Raw genomic sequence first — 1,103 nt, forward strand, 5'->3', positions numbered from 1 at the left:
GCGTTGCGGGCGGGTGAGTGCACGTTGGCTCTTGCTGGTGGGGTGTCGGTGATGTCGAGCCCGAAGGCGTTTGTGGAGTTCAGCCGGCAGCGGGGGTTGTCGCCGGATGGGCGTTGTAAGCCGTTCGCCGCGGCTGCGGATGGGACGGGCTGGGGTGAGGGTGTGGGTGTGCTGTTGGTGGAGCGGTTGTCTGACGCTCGCCGTAATGGTCATCCTGTGTTGGCGGTGGTGCGTGGTTCGGCGGTGAATCAGGACGGGGCGAGTAATGGTCTGACCGCACCGAATGGGCCGTCGCAGCAGCGGGTTATTCGTCAGGCTTTGGCTAGTGCGAGGTTGTCGCCTGGCGAGGTTGATGTGGTGGAGGCGCATGGCACGGGGACGACGTTGGGTGATCCGATTGAGGCGCAGGCGATTATCGCGACCTATGGTCAGGACCGTCCTGCGGGTCGTCCGTTGTGGTTGGGGTCGGTGAAGTCGAATATTGGTCATACGCAGGCGGCGGCGGGTGCTGCTGGTGTGATCAAGATGGTGGAGGCGATGCGGCATGGGGTGTTGCCGCGGACGTTGCATGTGGATTCGCCGTCGCCGCATGTGGATTGGTCTGCGGGTGCGGTGGAGTTGTTGACCGAGTCGCGGGCGTGGCCGGATACGGGTCGTCCATGGCGGGTGGGGGTGTCGTCGTTCGGGATCTCCGGCACGAATGCCCACGTCATCCTCGAAACCGCCCCCGAACCGGAATCCCCAACCCGACCGGCAAAGCCTCGACGCGTTGATCCCGAGGCTGCTGCGCCCACCGCAGTCGTCGCGGACACCGCCACCAGGGACCCGGAATCCACTAAGGCACTCGCGATGCCGGTGGTGCCCTGGCCGCTCTCAGCCAAGTCAGCTGTTGGACTGCGGGGGCAGGCTGGTCGGTTGGTTGAGCGTGTGGCGGGTTCTGAGGTTGCTGTGGGGGATGTGGGTTTGTCGTTGGTGGTGGGTCGTGCGGTGTTGGAGCATCGTGCGGTTGTTGTCGGCGGCGGCAGGGATGGGTTGTTGGCGGGGTTGGAGGCGGTGGCTGGTGGGGGGTCGGCTGCTGGTGTGGTGGTGGGTGTGGCTCGTGC

1 protein-coding gene is annotated in these 1,103 nt (G+C 65.6%); it reads left to right on the forward strand.

Features of this window, described 5'->3' with window-relative positions:
• A partial coding sequence (locus AB0C20_RS36320) for a polyketide synthase (RefSeq protein ID WP_357569735.1) occupies window positions 1–1,103 on the forward strand: 1,103 nt, incomplete at both ends.

It is taken from the genome of Micromonospora sp. NPDC048843 (assembly GCF_040649965.1).
Taxonomy (GTDB): Bacteria; Actinomycetota; Actinomycetes; order Mycobacteriales; family Micromonosporaceae; genus Micromonospora; species Micromonospora hortensis.